Source organism: Nonomuraea sp. NPDC005650 (assembly GCF_040605375.1).
Lineage (GTDB): Bacteria > Actinomycetota > Actinomycetes > Streptosporangiales > Streptosporangiaceae > Nonomuraea.
The window spans coordinates 43027-56828 of the sequence record NZ_JBEXCR010000068.1; the positions used below are offsets into that span (position 1 = coordinate 43027).

Consider the following 13802-nt stretch of genomic DNA (forward strand, 5'->3'; position numbering starts at 1 on the left):
CGCCGGACTGGTTGCTCAGTCGGGCACGGTAAGGCCCCAGCGTTCGAGCTCAAGGATGCGCTCCCGCGGCACGACGCCGCAGCGCGCCGCCCATTCCGCCCAGGCGTGGGCGAGTTCGCGCACCGTCTCCGGGTGGCCGGCGGCCATGTCCGCCAGCTCGGCGGGGTCGCATTCGACGTCGTAGAGCTCCCAGTCGCCGGGGTACTCACGGACGAGCTTCCACCTGCCGCGCCGCACCGCCGCGTTGCCCAGGTGTTCGTAGAACTGGCTGCGCTCGGGCTCCTCCTCGCCGCGGAGGGAGGTGAGCATGCTGCGGCCCTCCAGCGGCAGCGGGTCCCGGCCCGGGATGTCCACGGGGTACGCCGCGCCGGTCGCCTCCAGCACGGTCGGTACGAAATCGGGCAGGTAGTGCGGGTCCCGGCAGATCGTCCCGGCCCGGTCCCCCAGCCCGGCGGGCCAGTGCACGATGAACGGGCTCGCCACGCCGCCCTCGTGCACCCACCGCTTGAACAGCCGGAACGGGGTGTTGGACACGTTGGCCCAGCCTGGCCCGTATGACATGTGCGTGTCCTCGCCGCCGGGGGCGAGCTCGGGCCGGTTGCCGACGTACACGTCACGGCCGTCGCGGGTGGCGGCGGATGCGAATCGCTTGCCGCGGGCGACGTAGTCGCGGCCCGTGCCATGGGGCAACTCTTCGGCGCAGCCGCCGTTGTCGGAGAGGAAGACCAGCATCGTGTTGTCCAGTTCGCCGGTCGCGCGCAGCTCCTCGACTATCTTGCCGATGCCGCGGTCCATGGCCTCGACCTGCGCGGCGTAGACCTCCATCCGGCGCTGCTCCCACTTCGGGTGCTCGACGTCCTCCCATGGCGGCACGTGCGGGTTTCGGGGGCTGGGGGTGGCGTCCTCGCCCAGGATGCCGAGCGCGCGCATCTTGGCGATCCGCCGCTCGCGTACCGCGTCCCATCCGTCCTCGTATCTGCCGGCGCAGCGCGCGACGTCGGCCTCGGGGGCGTGCAGCGGCCAGTGCGGCGCGGTGTAGGCGACGTAGCAGAAGAAGGGCCGGTCGCCGTAGCGGGCGCGGTGGTCGCGGATGTAGCCGGCGGCGGTGCCGGAGATGGCGTCGGTGTAGTAGAAGCCGGGGTCGTCGAGCGCCTCCCGCGACACGTCGCGCTCGCCGCGGGTGAGGCGGCGGGGCGCGTAGTAGTTCCCACCGCCGTCGAGGGTGCCGTAGAAGTGCTGGAAGCCGCGCCGCATCGGCCACGCGTCCGACGGCACGTCCTTTTCGTGCGAGAGATGCCACTTGCCGCTGAGGTACGTCACATAGCCGGCCGCGCCGAGCATCTCGGCGACGGTGAGGCAGCGGTCGTTCAGGCTGCCGGCATAGCCGCCGGGGCCGTCGTCCGCGGTGAGCACGCCGATGCCGGTCTGGTGCGGGTGCAGGCCCGTCAGCAGCGAGGCGCGCGACGGGCTGCACCGGGCGGTGGTGGTGAATCTGGTGAGCCGGACCCCGGCCAGGCCGAGAGCGTCGAGGTTGGGCGTCTCGATCTCGCTGCCGTAGCAGCCGATGTCGGAATAGCCCATGTCGTCCGCGAGTACGAGCACCACGTTGGGGCGGTCGGTCATCGTCATCCCCTCCTGGTCATCGGACCCTAGAACAAAAAACCAGTCATGTGAATGGTTTGTCGGCGGTTTTCTGCGCCACAAAACCAATCAGTTGAGTGGGATGGCTTAGGGTCACGGTATGTCCGTGAAGGAACCGGCGTACGAGCCGTCTGGCAAGGGGCGACACGCGGCGCGGGGATACGCGAAGGGGCGGGCCCGCCGCCAGGAGATCCTGCGCGCCGCCTTCCGGGCCTTCGCCGAGCAGGGCTTCCGGGCCACCTCGATGCGCGAGATCGCGGAGATGGTCGGCTTGAGCCAGGCCGGTCTGTTGCACCACTTCTCGTCCAAGGACGAGTTGCTGGAGGAGGTGCTGCGGCTTCGCGACGAGGAGCAGACGGCCTTCATCGAGCGCTTCTTCCAGGAGGACAGCGTCGATGAGCTCGACTACCTGGTGCGGCTGGTGGAGGCCAACTCCCGCCAGGCCGGGCTGGTCCGGCTGTACACGGTGCTGTCGGGCGAGTCGGTCAGCCCGGGGCATCCGGCACAGCCGTACTTCCTGGAGCGGTACGCCGAGACGCGCGGACGCGTCGAGGGACACCTGCGGGACGCGCGCGACCAGGGGCGGATCGACGCCGGGGCCGACCTGGCGGCGGCCGCCTCGACGATCATCGCGGTGATGGACGGTCTGCAGGTCCAATGGCTGCTCGACCCCGCCGCCGTGGACATGCGGTCGGCGTTCCGGACCTTCCTCGACTCCTACCTGCGCGGACTCGCGCCGCGACCCTCACGGTAGGGAGTCCGGGGGCGCCGCCAGGGCACGCACGGGGCTCGCGGGGACGTACTGCTACAAACAAGGAGAGCGCATACGAGGAGGTTCCGTGACGATCCAGTCAACGGCCGCGGATTTCCTGGCGGCAGCCGAGCCTATGCAGGGCGTCGAGGTCGAGCGGCTCGTCGAGCTGGCCTACGCCCCGCCCCAGCCGCAGGACGGCCGCGGCCACCTGCTGGACCTGTACGTGCCGGCGGGCGGGGGCCCGTACCCGCTGGCCATCTGGACGTCGGGGTCGGCGTTCCGCTCCGACGAGGGCAAGCAGGGCGCGGCGGAGGTCGCCGCCGCCCTCAACCCGGCGGGGTACGCCGTGGCCGGGGTGAGCGTGCGGGCCAGCGGGCAGGCCGTCTTCCCCGCCCAGGTCCACGACGTGAAGGCGGCCGTACGGTGGCTGCGCGCGAACGCCGCGCGGCACCGGCTCGACGCGGGCCGGTTCGCCGTCATGGGCAACTCCTCCGGCGGCTGGGTCGCCACGATGGCGGCGCTCACCGGCGACGTACCGGAGCTGGAGGGCGAGGTCGGCGTCGTGGGGCCGTCCAGCCGGGTGCAGGCGGCCGTCGACCTCTACGGGCCGACCGACTTCCTGCAGATGGACGCGCACATGCCGCCCGGCGCCCGCGAGGAGTTCAACGCCCTCCTGGGCCTGTCGGACTGCCACGACGACCCGCTGTCCCCCGAGTCTCGCCTGATGGGCGGCCCCATCCGGGAACACCGTGAGGCTGTCGCGCTGGCCAACCCCGTCACGCACGTGACCGCCGGCATGCCGCCGCTGCTGATCGTGCACGGCCGGGCGGACCGGCTCGTCCCGGAGCACCAGAGTGCCCTGCTGTTCGAGGCCGTCGCCGCGCGGAACGGCACCGCCCTGTTCTACTCCATCCCCGAACTCGGGCACGAGCACTCCTTCCTCACCGACCCGGCGCGGGCCGAAGGCCACGTCGCCAGGTGGACGAGGGCCGGGCACCGAGGGCTTCTGACGGACGCGCCGCCGCCCACCTGGGAGACGGTTGAACGGTTCGTCCGCGCGGCCCTCGGCTCCCCCGCCGCCCGCGGCGACGAGATGGCGACGGCGTAGGGCTGCCCGAGCGGGTTGCGGTGGTTCGGCGGCGTAGGCAAGACTCGGCGGCAGTCGCGAGGTGGGCGGAGGGGACGATGAGCACCGCTGACAAGGGCAATGCCTATCTGGAACGGGTCGTCGCGCAGCAGGCGGTGCTCGAGGACGACCTCAGGGCACGCCGCGCCGCCTCCGTCGAGCCGGCGCCCCCGGCGGCGGCGCTGGTCAAGCGCGAGCGGGCCATCGGCGGGGCGGCGCCCGACAAGGCGGCCGCGGGCCCGGTGGACGTGCGGATCACCGGGTTCTGGCGCTGGAAGAACGTGCTCGTCCCGCCCAACGCCTTCGTGGTGCACACCCGGCGTGGCCGCGAGAAGCCCCTGCACGTCGGCCTGGGCGTGTCGTTCCGCTTCAACCCGTCCACCGACTCGTTCCTGGTCGTGCCGGGGGCCACCCAGACCATCCTGATCAACGCCTACTGCGTCTGCCGCGAGCTCCAGGGTGTGCTGGTGCAGGGGTACGTGCAGTGGATCATCCACACCTTCCCCGTCGCCTACCGCAAGCTGGACTTCAGCGATCCGCAGGACCCGATGCGGCTGGTCAACCTCCAGTTGCGGGAGCAGGCGGAGGCGGCCATCAAGGACAAGGTCGCGACCATGGGCGTGCGTGACGTGCTCAGCGACAAGCAGCCCATCATCGAGGAGCTGACCGCCCGCCTGCGCGCGGTGGCCGAGGGCGAGGACGACAGCGACCAGGGGCTCGGTCTGCGCATCGTCACCGTCCAGATCAAGGAGGCCGTCGTCAGCTCGTCGCGGCTCTGGGAGAACTTACAGAAGCCCTACCGGGCCGAGCAGGGGCAGCGCGCCCGCCTGGCCGAGCTGCAGTCCGAAGAGGCGATCACCCAGCGCGAGATGGCGGGCGAACGGGTCAAGGAGACCCAGCGCCTGGAGAACGAACGGGAGCTCGCCGGGCTGCGGGCCCGTAACGACGCGTGGCGGTTCGACACCGAGGTGGCCGAGCGGCTGCGGCGCACCCAGCGCCAGCATGACGACTCCAGGGCGGTGGCGGAGCTGGAGACCCAGACGACCCTGCACGCGCTGCGGATGGAGCGCGAACGGCACACCGAGGAGTCCGAGACCGGCAGGCTCCGGATCGAGCGGGAGCAGGAGCTCAAGAGCCTGGAGCTCGCCGGCGAGCTGGAGCTGGCGCGTTCCCGGGCGCTGGCCGAGCATGAGCGGGCGCTGCTGGACGTGGAGCGGCTGCGGCTGCGGGCCGACATCGACAACCAGCAGTCTCCGGCCAGCCTGCAGGCCAAGCTGATTGGCTTGCTGCCCGAGATCACGGCGAAACTCCCCAAGCCGGAGGAGCTGCGCATGGTGTCGATCAACGGCAGCGACCGGACCACCGTGTCGGGCCTGCTGGCCGAGCTCGCCGCCATGGTCGGAGTGCTGCGTTCCGCGATCGACCGGGACACCCCGGGTTCCTGATCGCCTTCACTGTGTCGAGAACCGAGATCAGATTCGGAACGTGGACAGGGGAGCCGTGCAGAGCGTCTGCTCGGCGCCGTACTCCTCGAACGTGCTGATGGGGCGGAAGCCGAGGCGGGCGGCGAGTTTCAGAGATCGCTTGTTCGCGGTCTGGGTCACGAGCGAGACCGGCTGGTCGGGGAGTTCGTCGGCCGCGGCGCGCAACGCGGCCGTCGCGGCCTCGAACGCGAACCCCGCACCCCATGCGCTGCGCCGCAGTACATAGCCCAGTTCCAGTTCCTCGTCACCCTCGGCCGGCCGGCAGGCCAGCATCAATGTCCCGATAAATCGGTTCGTCGCGTTGTCCGCGATGACGTAATTGCCGGGCCTAGAGGTCACGTTGGCGAGTGCCGCGTCGAAGCGCCGCTCGACGTCACCCCGAGGCTGGGGACCACCGATGTACGCCTGAACCTCGGGATCGGTCGAGAGCTCGATGAATCCTTCACGGTCGGCGTCGTGCAACGCTCTGCGAAGCAGGAGCCGTTCCGAAGAGACTTCCGTGGCGGACAGCGTGCGCAATTGGCTCATAGGCCCGTGATCCTAGGACACGGGCCCCCCGCACCCGCCCGCGTGACAGGCGTCCTCCGGGAGTACATCGCGAGGATGAGGCCGCTTCAGATCATTCCTCGGAAGTACCCGAATTCGGCATGACGGCCGACGCGCCCGCCCCTCGGCCGCGCCTACCGTCGCGGACGACCTCAAATTGCCGAAGAAGGGCGACGAAACAATGCATCGGTGGCCTGTGCTGGCTCTCGCCGGACTGCTCACCTTCCCGGCTCCCCTCCCCGCGGTCGCGGCGCCGGCGGCACCGCGGCTGCCCGCCCCCACGGGTTCCGACACGGTCGGCACCACGTCCCTCTACCTGAAGGACACCTCCCGGCGTGACCCGTGGGTTCCCACAGCGACGTCAAGGGAGCTGATGGTGTCCCTGTGGTACCCGGCGGTCAAGCCGCGCCAGGGGCACCGGGCCCAGTACGTGACGCCGAAGGAGTCCGAGCTGCTGGTGAAGGACGCCGGCCTGCCCGGCGTCGCACCCGACATGCTGAGCAAGGTACGGACCAACGCCTACGCCGACGCCGCGCCGGCGAGCCGCAAGGGCGGCCTGCCCCTGGTGGTGCTCTCCCCCGGTCTCGGCTCCCCGCGCAGCTCCCTCACCAGCCTGGCCGAGGACCTGGCCAGCAGGGGGAACGTGGTGGTCGGCATCGACCACACCTACGAGAGCGTCGCCACCGCCTTCCCCGACGGGCGGGTCGCCACGTGCGTCGCCTGCGGGAACAAGGACCCGGACCTCGGGCAGAAAGTCGTCCGGAGCCGGGCGGCGGACGTCTCCTTCGTCCTCGACCAGCTGACCGGCTCGAAGCCGAAGTGGCAGGGGGCCGCGCTGATCGACCGGTCACGCATCGGGATGGCCGGTCAGTCGGTCGGCGGCGCGAGCAGCATCGCGGCCATGGTGAAGGACACACGCATCCGCGCGGGAGTCAACCTGGACGGCAGCACCTTCGCCCCGATCCCGAAGGACGGCCTGTCCCAGCCGTTCCTGTTCGTGGGCACGGCGGAGATGCACAGCCCCGGCGGCAAGGACGGCAGCTGGGCGCGCGACTGGGAGAAGCTGACCGGCTGGAAGCGGTGGCTGGTGGTGACCGGCGCGGAGCACGCGTCCTTCACCGACGTCCCCATGCTGGCCGAACAGATCGGCATCGACCTCGGGTTCTCCATGACCGGCGTCCGCTCCGTGGAGATCACCCGCGCCTACGTCGCCGCCTTCTTCGCCCGCCACCTCTCGGCCAGGCCGCAGCCCTTGCTGGACAAGCCGTCCGCCCGCTATCCCGAGGTCACGTTCTGCTCCGTCCGCATCAAGCAGTGCCGCTGACCCTCGAGCGAGATGACGCGACCGACGAGTTCGACGCGCTCCCGCCGGATGCCGACGAGGAGACCCGCGAGCGACTCGCCCGGCTCATCGCCCCGCAGATGCTCGCGCTGAACGCGAAGCACCCGACACCACCGCGCACCGTCGAGCACGCCGCAACCGGTCGGCACGCGGCGACCGCCACGCTGATCAACGCGCTCCTCGATCTCTACAACCCGGCGCAGCTCGACGTGTTCACGCGCATCTGGAAACAGCTGGGGTGATCTGAGACCACCCGTCAAGGATCGTGAGAGGCGTGCCCGGACCGGTGTGGTCAGCCGGTCTTGGCGGCGAAGGGACCGCCGTCGCCGAACGCGAGCCGCGCGAAGTTCTCGCCGATGCGGCGGTGTCCTGCGGGATCGGGGTGGACCTCGTCGGGCAGCGGGAGTTCGGCGTAGTCCGTCTCGCCGTAAAGGTCGCGGCCGTCGAGGTAGTGCAGGTTCGGGTCGTCAGCCGTCCGCTGTTCGACGATTCTGGCGAGCTCGTCCCGGATGACGTTGAGCGTCAGCCGCCCGGCGGCGCGTTCGGCCGGGTCGCCCGTGGCCTTGAACCGCAAGGTCCCGCCGTCGAAGTCGGGCGCGAGGGGGCCGGGGGTGTCCTCCTGGACCGGGCACAGGATGGGGGACACGACCAGCAGCGGAGTGGCCGGATGCCCCTCGCGGATGGTGTCCAGGAAGCCGTGGACCGCGGGGGTGAAGGCGCGCAGGCGCATCACGTCGCCGTTGACGACGTTGATGCCGAGCTTGACGCTGATCAGGTCCGCGGGGGTGTCCCGCATCGCCCGGCCGGTGAACGGGTCCAGCAGCGCGCTGCCACCGAACCCCAGGTTGACCAGCTCCACTCCCCCTTGGGCGGCTGCCAGGGCCGGCCAGATGGCGGTCGGGTGGGCGGCGTTCGAGCCGTGGCTGATGGAGCTGCCGTGGTGCAGCCACACCCTGCGCCCGCTGTCCCGCGCCGGCTCGACCGGGGCATCGGTGCGCAAGGCGATCAGCTCGGTGATCTCCGTATGCGGAAGCCAGATCTCGACGCCCTTGTCACCCGCCGGCAGATCGGCGAACCGGGCGGTGCCGGCGGGCCCCTCGCGCAGTTCGGCGGACTGGGTGACCAGGTCGATGATCATGTGGACCCTGCCGCCGGCCACCGTGGCCTGGGCAGTGAGACGGCCATCGATCAGCAGGTCGTACACGCCGTCCGGCTGGGCCGGGAAGCCTCGGTAGGCCCGCTTGGTGGGCAACGTGTCCAGTTCGATCGTGGTGGCCCGGGTGCGGAAGGTCAACCGCACGCCGGAGGGCTGCGCCTCGGCCATGGCCAGTCGGTCGTCAGGGATCTGCCGCCGCGCCCGGGCGGGCAGCCGATGCGGGAGCAGACCGTGGGCGGTCGCTTCCACGTCGAGGAAGCCGCGCAGCAGGTCCGCGGTGACAGGTGTGGTGATCCAGTCGTGTTCAGTGTTCATTGTCTCAACCCGTGTTTCCGAAATATCAGGATGTGGCCTGGTTCCGTAGCAGAGCGTCGAGGGAATCCAAGATCCAGGTCCAGGATTCCTGCGAGTCGACGGCGGTGTGGCTGAAGCCTCCGGCCAGCTCCAGGCTGACGTAGCCGTGGAAGACGCTGCCGAGCATCCGGACCGCGTGCGTCTGGTCCGGCTCTGCCAGGTCGTAGCCGCGCAGGATCGCCCGCGTCATCTGTGCGTGCCGGACTCCGGCACTGGCGGCGGCCGTCTCGGGGTCGAGCCGGAGCCGGGCGGCGGCGTAGCGGCCGGGGTGCTCCCGGGCGTAGTCGCGGTAGGCCTCCGCGAATGCGGCCAGGGCGTCCTTCCCGGCCCGCCCGGCCAGGGCGGCGGCCGCCCGGTCGGCGAGCTCCTCCAGCGCGAACAGGGCGATCCTGGTCTTGAGGTCCTGGGAGTTCTTCAGGTGCGAGTAGAGACTCGCGACCTTGACGCCGACCCGCCGGGCGAGCGCGGAGACGGTCACCTGGTCGAAGCCGACCTCGTCGGCCAGCTCCGCCCCTTCCCGGGTCAGCCGCTCCGGGGTCAGCCCTGCTCTGACCATGACCTTCCTCTCGCTAGGCTAAAGCTAGTATGCATTTGCCTAATAGTTTTAGGCAAATGGGGCGGCGTCAGGGGCGACCCGGTCAGCCGATCGGTGGGGCGGCTCAGCCGTCCGGCCGGTCCGCCGGTTCAGCCGTGGTTCCGGGTGAATGGTCGATGCGCGGTCCGGCGTGGGGTTGCGACGCTGGAGGCCGTACAGAGAGGAGGGCTTCTCCATGAACACCCGCAGCTCACGCCCTGCCGTGATCTCCGGCCAAGCGCTGAACCAGCCGCGCAGCCTGGCGACGTTTCGCACCATGAAGCTCCTGGTGAGTGCCTACGTCGCCCTCAGCGTGCTCACGATCGTGGCCGCCTATGTGCTCCGCCGTGATCCTGGGCTGGTGAACGACGCGGTCTGGGTGCGCGGCGGGATCGTCGCCCTCACCTCCGTGCTGATGCTCGCCTTCGTCGTCGGCACCGCCCGCGGCCGCCGCCGCGCGTACCTGCGGTTGCGAATCGCCTCGGGCGTCATGGTGGCGGCCATCGCGGTCCTGATCTCGATCCCGGGGTTTCTGCCACCGTGGATGAGGGTCGAGCAGGGCGTTTGCGGGGTGCTCCTGGCGGGCGTCGTCGTGATCGCGAACGGCAGGCACCTGCGCTCGCTGTTCGCCACCGGGTAGAGCCATGCGGAGCCCCACCGCGGCCACCTGCTCACCCTCGCCGGCTTCCACAGGCTCATGAACCGCCTGCACCCCCGGCGCTCAGCATGCCACCCAAGCAGGAACCGCCCGGCCGTTCCGACGTGGCCGGGCGGTTCGGTGGCGGTCAGACCTGGTGGGCCTGCAGATACAGACGGTGGTGCTCGTTCTGGCGCGTCTGCTTGATCAACGCTGTGGCGTCGGCGACCTGCCCGGCCATCAGCAGATCGGCCTCCTCGCGCAGCCGGTCCACCGAGTCCTCCACCGCCGCGGTGATGCGGTGGTCGGCCGACCAGTGGGTGTCGCCCTCAAGAGTGAGCTCGTCCTCCAGCTCGTCGGCCACGGCGCGCAGCCGCTTGGCGATCTGCTTGGGCGTCTGCGTGCGCTCTTCCCGCAAGAGCTCCAGCGTCGTGCCCAGAGCCTTGGCGTCGAAGGTCTGCGGCTCCGTCGCGTTCAGGCTCTCGCCGTGTCCGCCCCGGTCGCCCGCGTCCACCGTGGCGAAGGGCAGCAGGTTGCGGAAGGTGAGGTACGAGGCGGCGGACTCCCCCGCCGTCGCGTCGGTGATCGTGTCGAAGGCGGCCTGGAACATCGCGCCGAGCTGGCCGCCCTCCAGCTGGGCCAGCGGCAGGTACCTGTCGAGCTTGATCAATTCGGAGGCCAGGTCGGCCTCGATGGCCTCCTCCAGCACCGCCAGCCCGTCCTCGTTGTTGGCCCTGCGCTCCAGCAGTTTCTTGACCGCGGTGCTCTGGATCACCCACGCCGTGGTGTGGCAGCCCATGCCCGCCACCCCCGCGGGAGCGGGCGGGCGGCCGTTGATGTCGGCGCCCTGGCGATCGACGAAGGTGACCACGAGCGGGTCGCCGGTGTCGTCGCTCACCCAGCCCTTGACCTGGTCGACGGCGGGCAGCCTCGGCATCCTGTCGAGCTCCGCCTTCAGCAGGGCCAGCAGCTGGGTGCCCGCCTCGGTGTTGAACTTGAGCTTCGGATACAGCTTCGCGAGCTGCGCCTTCAGCTCGGCCATCGCCGCCTCGCCCGGGGTGGGCGACAGGAATTCCGAGTGGGACACGCTCTGGGGGTAGGCGAGCGAGCACAGCCGCTGATGCTCGTGCAGCAGGTACGACATGATCTTGACGAAGCGGTCGGTGGAGTCGTTGGCCTTGGTCGTCTCGCCCTGCGTCTCTCCCTTGGCCAGCGCCAGATACTTGTTGATCAGCTTCTTGTTGTAGGCGTAGACTTCCGGGTCGGCGAACACCAGGTTGGCGGCCACGTTCTTGATGGTCTGCGCCGCCTTGAACAGGTGCTGTTGCGCCCCCTCCCCGCGAAGCTTTTCGGTGAGCGCCTTGGCCTGCTGCTCGATCCCCGAGACGTCCAGCGTGAACGACGTGCGCTTGTCGAGGTGCTTCATCATCTGGACGGCCAGTTGCCCCAGCTTGCGGCTGTCGTTGCGCGGCTGCATCGCCGCCGCCTGGCTGAGGGCGTAGTTGAGGCCGGTCTCGCGCAGCGCGGCGTCGAAGGAGAACATGCGCCACAGCGCCGCCTTGACCGCCGGCAGATCGGGCGGCGGCGTCGGCTCCTCGAAATCCTCGGGCCGCAGGATGACCGTCCCCGTCCTGGTCATGGTCGGCGGCTGGGCCGGTTGGACGGGCTCCGTCTCCATCTTCTGGGGCTTGGCCGCCTGGTCCACGTAGTAGCGCTCGCACTGCATGATGATCCTGCGGTAGTGCGCCTCGGCCGAACCGGTGGAACGGTCCTTGAGGTTGCGGACCGTGGCGTACGGCGTGTAGTTCACGTACGCCAGATGGTGGGCCAGCGCCGGGCCGAGCGCCGCGACCATCTCGTCGGCCCGCCCCGCGACCATGCCCTGCAGCGCCGCGTCGAGATGCTTGCGCGTGCGGAAGTCGGAGTCCTCCAGCCGCAGCACCCGCGCGTCGTGGTCGCTCAGCCACTCGAGCATCTTCATCTGCGTGCCGACCGGGTCGGCCATCCATCTGGTGGCCTCGTCATGCGCCGTCTGCAGCACCACGACGGCCTCTTTGATCGGCTTGCCGTACATCTCGGCCTTGAGGACGTCCAGGTGAACCGCCCAGGCGATCGTGTGGTCCCCCATCCTGCTGCCGAACGGCGACGGCGTGCGCGGGCTCGGGCTGATCTGCACGCGCCAGACGTTCTCGCCGGACAGCAGCACCGCCGGCCGCAGGTGAACGGCGGGCAGTCCCCTGTGCTCGCGGGCTCGCATGCCCGCTTCTTCCTCGACCGAGGTCTGGGTGTCTTTCTTCAAGCGCTTCATCGCGCCCCCTCCCATGAGTGCGAGACTTCTCTTCTCCTCCCATGCGGCGCATCGCGCAAGATTTAGCGTCGAAGTTTGTCATTACAGGCACTGGAACGATCCATTACGGCGTGGCCCTGAACCTGCTCTGCCACTCGCCCTTTCAGCCCGGAGTACGGCGGCGCGCCCGCACCACGCGCGAGATGTCAGGGCCCGGATGCCGGGGTGTCCGGGCCCTGCCGCATCACCGGCGCGGCGCCTGCCATCGGGTGTCGAGCCGGCCGTGTCGCATTCGGCCGACCAAACGGACCTCCAGCGTCTCCGGCGCGTTGTCGCCCGCGTCCCTGCTGATCGCCACCAGGCTGTGCCGTACCGACAGCTCGTTGGCGTTCACCACCATGCCCGGCGCGAGGACCAACTCCACGTTGCCGCCGTTCACCCGCAGCTCGATGACCAGTTCGGGCGCGCTGCGCACCGCGCTGGTCAGGTCCAGCAGCACGTTGCACCACGCTGTGCGCAGCGTGATCCGGTGCGGCAACGTCCACCGGCCGTCACGGCGCACCGAGCCGTGCCGCTCCTTGATGGTGAGCAGTTCGGCGGCCGGCTCGGCCGGCGTCCCGGCGAACGGCAGCGCGAGTGCGCGGTCGCCGCCTGGCGCCGCGACCAGATCGGTGACGAGCGGGGTCAGCTCGTCGATGGTGCGGGCGGCCAGCGCCGCGTTCAGCCGCTCGTCGAACTCGACCGCGTCGAGCCGGCCGTCGGCGACGGCGGCGTGCAGCAGTTCGATGACCCGGTCGCGTTCCGCGTCGGACGCGCGCAGCGCGGGTGAGCTGGGGGGATCTACCGGCATCCGGCCTCCTCCGTGGTGAGGTGGTGGCACCGCGGCCACCTGACTGATCGGTTTTGGAGACGGCTGTCTACGCGATCCTGCGACGGTAGGTGGCTATGGCGAAGGCGTACGCGACGACGAGGATGCCGACGCACCAGGCCAGGGCGATCCAGATGTCGGTGCCGACCGGCTGCTGGGTGAACAGGTCGCGGATGGCGTTGACGATGGAGGTCACCGGCTGGTGCTCGGCGAAGACGCGCAGCGGGCCGGGCATGGTGTCGGTGGGTACGAAGGCCGAGCTGAGGAACGGCAGGAAGATGAGCGGGTAGGAGAACGCGCTCGCGCCTTCCACGGACTTCGCGGACAGACCGGGGATGACGGCGATCCACGTCAACGCCAGGGTGAACAGGATCAGGATGCCCGCGACCGCGAGCCAGGCCGCCACTCCCGCTCCCGAGCGGAAACCCATGAGCAGGGCGACGAGCACCACGACCACGAGCGAGATCAGATTGGCGACCAGCGAGGTCAGCACGTGCGCCCACAACACCGACGAACGTGCGATCGGCATGGACTGGAACCGCTCGAAGATGCCGCTCTTCATATCTATGAAGAGCCGGAATGCGGTGTAGGCGATGCCCGAGGCGATCGTGATGAGCAGAATGCCGGGCAGCAGATAATTCACGTACGAATCCGACCCTGTTTTGATCGCGCCGCCGAACACGTAGACGAACATCAGCATCATGGCGATCGGCATGATCGTGGTCGTGATGATGGTGTCCGCGCTGCGCATGATGTGGCGCAGGGACCGCCCTAACAGGGCGGCGGTGTCACCGAAGAAATGCTTGGCCATCATTGTTCCTTACGCGTCCGTGCCGACGAGGGCGAGGAATACGTCCTCAAGGGTCGGCTGCTTCTCGACGTATTCGACCTTGGCCGGCGGCAGCAACTGCTTGAGCTCGGCCAGAGTGCCGTTCACAAGGATCCGCCCCTCGTGCAGGATCGCGATCCGGTCGGCGAGCTGCTCGGCCTCGTCCAGATACTGGGTCGTCAGCAGCACCGTCGTCCCCCGCCG

The 13802-nt window shown here is 69.9% G+C and carries 13 protein-coding genes and 1 pseudogene; 6 read left to right on the plus strand and 8 right to left on the minus strand.

The window, feature by feature from the left end; genetic code table 11:
• Positions 1-15: 15 nt before the first annotated feature.
• On the minus strand, positions 16-1623 hold the full coding sequence (locus ABZS69_RS61380; RefSeq protein ID WP_355392478.1) for an arylsulfatase: 1608 nt from the start codon (positions 1621-1623) through the stop codon (positions 16-18).
• Positions 1624-1741: 118 nt separating this feature from the next.
• Between ABZS69_RS61380 and ABZS69_RS61385 the strand changes: the two genes are divergently transcribed.
• The 3 genes from ABZS69_RS61385 (at position 1742) to ABZS69_RS61395 (ending at position 4966) form a co-directional block, all read left to right on the plus strand.
• Positions 1742-2395: a helix-turn-helix domain-containing protein gene (locus ABZS69_RS61385; RefSeq protein WP_355392481.1), complete on the plus strand. Its 654-nt coding sequence runs from the start codon at positions 1742-1744 to the stop codon at positions 2393-2395.
• An 85-nt stretch (positions 2396-2480) separates the two neighbouring features.
• Positions 2481-3503 (plus strand): alpha/beta hydrolase, encoded by a 1023-nt coding sequence (locus ABZS69_RS61390; RefSeq protein WP_355392484.1) that lies wholly within the window; start codon positions 2481-2483, stop codon positions 3501-3503.
• A 77-nt stretch (positions 3504-3580) separates the two neighbouring features.
• Entirely contained in the window at positions 3581-4966 is a 1386-nt protein-coding gene (locus ABZS69_RS61395; RefSeq protein WP_355392487.1) for an SPFH domain-containing protein, read from the plus strand.
• Positions 4967-4993: 27 nt separating this feature from the next.
• Here the strand turns inward: ABZS69_RS61395 and ABZS69_RS61400 are convergent, their stop codons facing one another.
• Positions 4994-5533, minus strand: coding sequence for a GNAT family N-acetyltransferase (locus ABZS69_RS61400; protein ID WP_355392490.1), 540 nt, complete (start codon positions 5531-5533; stop codon positions 4994-4996).
• A 199-nt stretch (positions 5534-5732) separates the two neighbouring features.
• Between ABZS69_RS61400 and ABZS69_RS61405 the strand changes: the two genes are divergently transcribed.
• Together ABZS69_RS61405 and ABZS69_RS61410 are read left to right on the plus strand one after the other, a co-directional pair.
• Positions 5733-6875 carry an alpha/beta hydrolase gene (locus ABZS69_RS61405; RefSeq protein WP_355392493.1) on the plus strand — a complete coding sequence of 381 codons (1143 nt, stop codon included), beginning with the start codon at positions 5733-5735 and terminating at the stop codon, positions 6873-6875.
• Positions 6866-7135, plus strand: a complete 270-nt coding sequence (locus ABZS69_RS61410) for a hypothetical protein (RefSeq protein ID WP_355392496.1) — start codon at positions 6866-6868, stop codon at positions 7133-7135. The genes ABZS69_RS61405 and ABZS69_RS61410 overlap by 10 nt, the downstream gene beginning before the upstream one ends.
• Positions 7136-7185: 50 nt before the next feature.
• Here the strand turns inward: ABZS69_RS61410 and ABZS69_RS61415 are convergent, their stop codons facing one another.
• Both ABZS69_RS61415 and ABZS69_RS61420 read right to left on the minus strand, forming a co-directional pair.
• Positions 7186-8364 (minus strand): GDSL-type esterase/lipase family protein, encoded by a 1179-nt coding sequence (locus tag ABZS69_RS61415; protein WP_355392499.1) that lies wholly within the window; start codon positions 8362-8364, stop codon positions 7186-7188.
• A 25-nt stretch (positions 8365-8389) separates the two neighbouring features.
• A complete protein-coding gene (locus tag ABZS69_RS61420; protein WP_355392502.1) occupies positions 8390-8959 on the minus strand; it encodes a TetR/AcrR family transcriptional regulator in 570 nt (189 codons plus the stop codon).
• Between the two features lie 214 nt (positions 8960-9173).
• On the opposite strand from ABZS69_RS61420, the gene ABZS69_RS61425 reads away from it, so the two are divergent.
• Positions 9174-9617 carry a hypothetical protein gene (locus ABZS69_RS61425; protein ID WP_355392505.1) on the plus strand — a complete coding sequence of 148 codons (444 nt, stop codon included), beginning with the start codon at positions 9174-9176 and terminating at the stop codon, positions 9615-9617.
• A gap of 145 nt (positions 9618-9762) precedes the next feature.
• On the opposite strand, the gene ABZS69_RS61430 is transcribed toward ABZS69_RS61425, so the two are convergent.
• The 4 genes and pseudogenes from ABZS69_RS61430 to ABZS69_RS61445 form a co-directional block, all read right to left on the minus strand.
• Positions 9763-11922 carry a hypothetical protein gene (locus ABZS69_RS61430; RefSeq protein ID WP_355392508.1) on the minus strand — a complete coding sequence of 720 codons (2160 nt, stop codon included), beginning with the start codon at positions 11920-11922 and terminating at the stop codon, positions 9763-9765.
• Positions 11923-12145: 223 nt separating this feature from the next.
• On the minus strand, positions 12146-12751 hold the full coding sequence (locus tag ABZS69_RS61435) for a DUF1707 domain-containing protein (protein WP_355392511.1): 606 nt from the start codon (positions 12749-12751) through the stop codon (positions 12146-12148).
• Positions 12752-12818: 67 nt separating this feature from the next.
• On the minus strand, positions 12819-13583 hold the full coding sequence (locus tag ABZS69_RS61440) for an ABC transporter permease (protein ID WP_355392514.1): 765 nt from the start codon (positions 13581-13583) through the stop codon (positions 12819-12821).
• 6 nt (positions 13584-13589) lie between these two features.
• A pseudogene (locus tag ABZS69_RS61445) lies at positions 13590-13802 on the minus strand (ABC transporter ATP-binding protein); the annotation flags it as partial.

Coding starts and splice junctions, on each gene's coding strand:
- ABZS69_RS61380 (WP_355392478.1), bottom strand. CDS start 1,623: ATGACCGACCGCCCCAACGTGGTGCTCGTACTCGCGGACGACATGGGC.
- ABZS69_RS61385 (WP_355392481.1), top strand. CDS start 1,742: ATGTCCGTGAAGGAACCGGCGTACGAGCCGTCTGGCAAGGGGCGACAC.
- ABZS69_RS61395 (WP_355392487.1), top strand. CDS start 3,581: ATGAGCACCGCTGACAAGGGCAATGCCTATCTGGAACGGGTCGTCGCG.
- ABZS69_RS61400 (WP_355392490.1), bottom strand. CDS start 5,533: ATGAGCCAATTGCGCACGCTGTCCGCCACGGAAGTCTCTTCGGAACGG.
- ABZS69_RS61405 (WP_355392493.1), top strand. CDS start 5,733: ATGCATCGGTGGCCTGTGCTGGCTCTCGCCGGACTGCTCACCTTCCCG.
- ABZS69_RS61415 (WP_355392499.1), bottom strand. CDS start 8,364: ATGAACACTGAACACGACTGGATCACCACACCTGTCACCGCGGACCTG.
- ABZS69_RS61420 (WP_355392502.1), bottom strand. CDS start 8,959: ATGGTCAGAGCAGGGCTGACCCCGGAGCGGCTGACCCGGGAAGGGGCG.
- ABZS69_RS61425 (WP_355392505.1), top strand. CDS start 9,174: ATGAACACCCGCAGCTCACGCCCTGCCGTGATCTCCGGCCAAGCGCTG.
- ABZS69_RS61430 (WP_355392508.1), bottom strand. CDS start 11,922: ATGAAGCGCTTGAAGAAAGACACCCAGACCTCGGTCGAGGAAGAAGCG.
- ABZS69_RS61435 (WP_355392511.1), bottom strand. CDS start 12,751: ATGCCGGTAGATCCCCCCAGCTCACCCGCGCTGCGCGCGTCCGACGCG.
- ABZS69_RS61440 (WP_355392514.1), bottom strand. CDS start 13,583: ATGATGGCCAAGCATTTCTTCGGTGACACCGCCGCCCTGTTAGGGCGG.